The sequence below is a fragment of the Limnospira sp. genome (assembly GCF_051859755.1).
Lineage (GTDB): Bacteria > Cyanobacteriota > Cyanobacteriia > Cyanobacteriales > Microcoleaceae > Limnospira > Limnospira fusiformis.
The window spans coordinates 1-3,070 of the sequence record NZ_JBIMLI010000262.1 but is presented as its reverse complement, the minus strand read 5'-3'; the positions used below and the strand labels follow the sequence as shown (position 1 = coordinate 3,070).

Sequence of the window (3,070 nt, the reverse complement as noted above, 5' to 3'; positions counted from 1 at the left end):
TAGAATCGCAGATAGAAGCGATCGCATCTCAATCCCAATCACGGCTAGAATCGCAGATAGAAGCGATCGCATCTCAATCCCAATCACGGCTAGAATCGCAGATAGAAGCGATCGCATCTCAACTCCAGTCGATAACTGAAGCCGTGGCAGATACTACCATCGTGTCTTCTTCTGGTTTTTTGTATACCGAACTCGACAGATTATTGAAATCAGGCAACTGGAAAGCTGCCGACGAAGAAACGGCTAAGATGATGTTAGCGGTGGCGGGAAAAACCTCTAGGAGATATTTAGACGACGATGATATCAAAAACTTTCCCGGCGAGGATTTGCGAATCATCGATGGTCTTTGGGTCAAACACAGCAGGGGACGCTTTGGGTTTAGTGTCCAGAAGCAAATTTACATCAATTGTGGAGGATTGCCTGTAGGAAACTATCCAGGTGATACAGCGTGGTGTCAGTTTTGTGACGAGGTGGCATGGCGATATAATGGGGATTACGTGGTCTGGTCTGATTGCACGTTTTCCGCGACTGCTCCCCGCGGTCATCTCCCAAGTTATACCGGGCACTATAGTACTTTTACATCTCTTCTCTCGCGCACAGACTTGTTAACCTTTAACATATAAGCACTTCTAAGCACTTCAGGCAGTTGTCAAGTTCTTGTTTTCGGCAACTTTTTCACAGAAACATCGGCACCTCCCCCTATTCTATGCCTGGCACTCCACTCAAAGCGGTAGCCATTGGCTTTGACAAACTTTTAGGCCACTTCTGTAACCTCTGTACTTTCGCGTTTCCGGAATATTCCCAGGAAGTTTCATCTGTCCGGGAGATGTCTTTTTCCCACTGAGTGAAGAAACCCGGTTTCTATCAGGGTTATAGGTAAATACCGAAATATGTCCGTCGTAACCGAGTTTCTCAGTTCCTCTCGGTGGGTTATCATAGCATAAAGCCGGGTTTCCCTACACCCGGTTGTCGTGATTTATCAGGGTTGGGAATGATGACGAAATGTCCTGTTTGTGAAACCGAATATACAGAAAATGAGGTCGAAACCTGTTCCGTGTGTGGTTATGACCTGACCCCCTATCCCCCTATTGACGAGATACCGTCCGAGTTGTGGGAGAAGGAGAAAAAACGCATTGCCGTCGCCAAGCGGGTTTGGAAATCGTCTCAGTCTCAGGTAAAGTCCGCACAGTTGATGGTCTCTCACCTGCAGTCTTATTTATATGAGACGACCCGGAACATTTACGGTTTTACCCAATCCCAATCTCAACTTCCATCCCAGAGTCAAGCGATCGCATCTCAATCCCAATTGCTATCACGCCTAGAATCCCAGAGTCAAGCGATCGCATCTCAACTCCCATCCCAGAGTCAAGCGATCGCATCTCAACTCCCGTCCCAGAGTCAAGCGATCGCATCTCAACTCCCATCCCAGAGTCAAGCGATCGCATCTCAACTCCCATCCCAGAGTCAAGCGATCGCATCTCAACTCGACGAGTCGATAACTGAAGCCGTGGCAGACATTACTTCCATCGTGTCTTCATCCTCTGGTTTTGATTATAGCCAACTCGACAGATTATTGAAATCAGGCCAGTGGGAAGCAGCCGACGAAGAAACGACTAAGATGATGTGTAGGGTGGCGGGAAAAACCTCTAGGAGATATTTAGACGACGATGATATCAAAAACTTTCCCGGCGAGGATTTGCGAATCATCGATGGTCTTTGGGTCAAACACAGCAGGGGACGCTTCGGGTTTAGTGTCCAGAAGCAAATTTACATCAATTGTGGAGGATTGCCTGATGGACGCTATCCAGGTGATACAATATGGGAGCGCTATTGCGGGGAGGTGGGATGGCGAGTGAATGGGTCGTATATATCATGGTCTGATTGCACGTTTTCGGCGGCAGCTCCCCTGGGCCATCTTCCCGCCCGTTTTGTTGGGGTTGGTTGGTGGTTGGGTTTTGGTGTGGGACTGGTAAGGCGTAGGTTAGCACTCTTCTCTCGCGCAGAGACTTGCAGACTGTAGCATATAAGCACTTCAGGTGAAGAAACCCGGTTTCTATCAGGGTTATGGGTAAATCCGAAAGATGTCCGTTTCTACCCGGTTTCTAGTTCCTCTCGGTGGGTTATCATAGCATAAAGCCGGGTTTCCCTGCACCCGGTTGTCGTGATGTATCGGGTTGGGAATGATGGAGAAATGTCCCGTTTGTGAAACGGAATATACACCAAATGAGGTGGAAACCTGTTCCGTGTGTGGTTATGACCTGACACCCTATCCCCCTGTGATTGGTGGGATACCCTCCGGGTTTTTGGAGAAGGAGAAAAAACGCATTGCCGCCGCCAAGCGGGTTTGGCAATTGTCTCAGTCTCAGGTAGAGTCCGCACAGTTGATGGTCTCTCACCTGCAATCTCAGTTAGATGAAATGACCCGGAAAATTGACGGTTTTACCACTACTCAATCACGCCTAGAATCCCAGAATGAAGCGATCGCATCTCAATCGCTATCACGGCTAGAATCTCAGGTCAAAGCGATCGCATCTCAATCGCTATCACGCCTAGAATCTCAGGTCAAAGCGATCGCATCTCAATCCCAATCGCTATCACGCCTAGAATCGCAGATAGAAGCGATCACATCTCAACTCCAATGCCAATCGTCACAGGTCAAAGCGATCGCATCTCAATCCCAATCGCTATCACGCCTAGAATCGCAGGTCAAAGCGATCGCATCTCAATCCCAATCGCTATCACGCCTAGAATCGCAGATAGAAGCGATCGCATCTCAATCCCAATCGCTATCACGCCTAGAATCGCAGGTAGAAGCGATCGCATCTCAATCCCAATCGCTATCATGGCTAGAATCTCAGGTCAAAGCGATCGCATCTCAATCCCAATCACGGCTAGAATCGCAGATAGAAGCGATCGCATCTCAATCCCAATCGCTATCATGGCTAGAATCTCAGGTCAAAGCGATCGCATCTCAACTCCAATGCCAATCGTCACAGATAGAAGCGATCGCATCTCAATCCCAATCACGGCTAGAATCGCAGATAGAAGCGATCGCATCTCAATCCCAATC

The 3,070-nt window shown here is 48.5% G+C and carries 2 protein-coding genes and 1 pseudogene; all 3 read left to right on the top strand.

What is annotated here, in order from left to right:
• Positions 1–623 (top strand): GUN4 domain-containing protein (locus tag ACTIE0_RS23605; protein WP_439517017.1); only part of this gene is annotated, 623 nt, incomplete at its 5' end.
• Between the two features lie 371 nt (positions 624–994).
• A complete protein-coding gene (locus ACTIE0_RS23600; protein WP_439517018.1) occupies positions 995–2,020 on the top strand; it encodes a GUN4 domain-containing protein in 1,026 nt (341 codons plus the stop codon).
• A gap of 160 nt (positions 2,021–2,180) precedes the next feature.
• A pseudogene (locus ACTIE0_RS23595) lies at positions 2,181–3,070 on the top strand (GUN4 domain-containing protein); the annotation flags it as partial.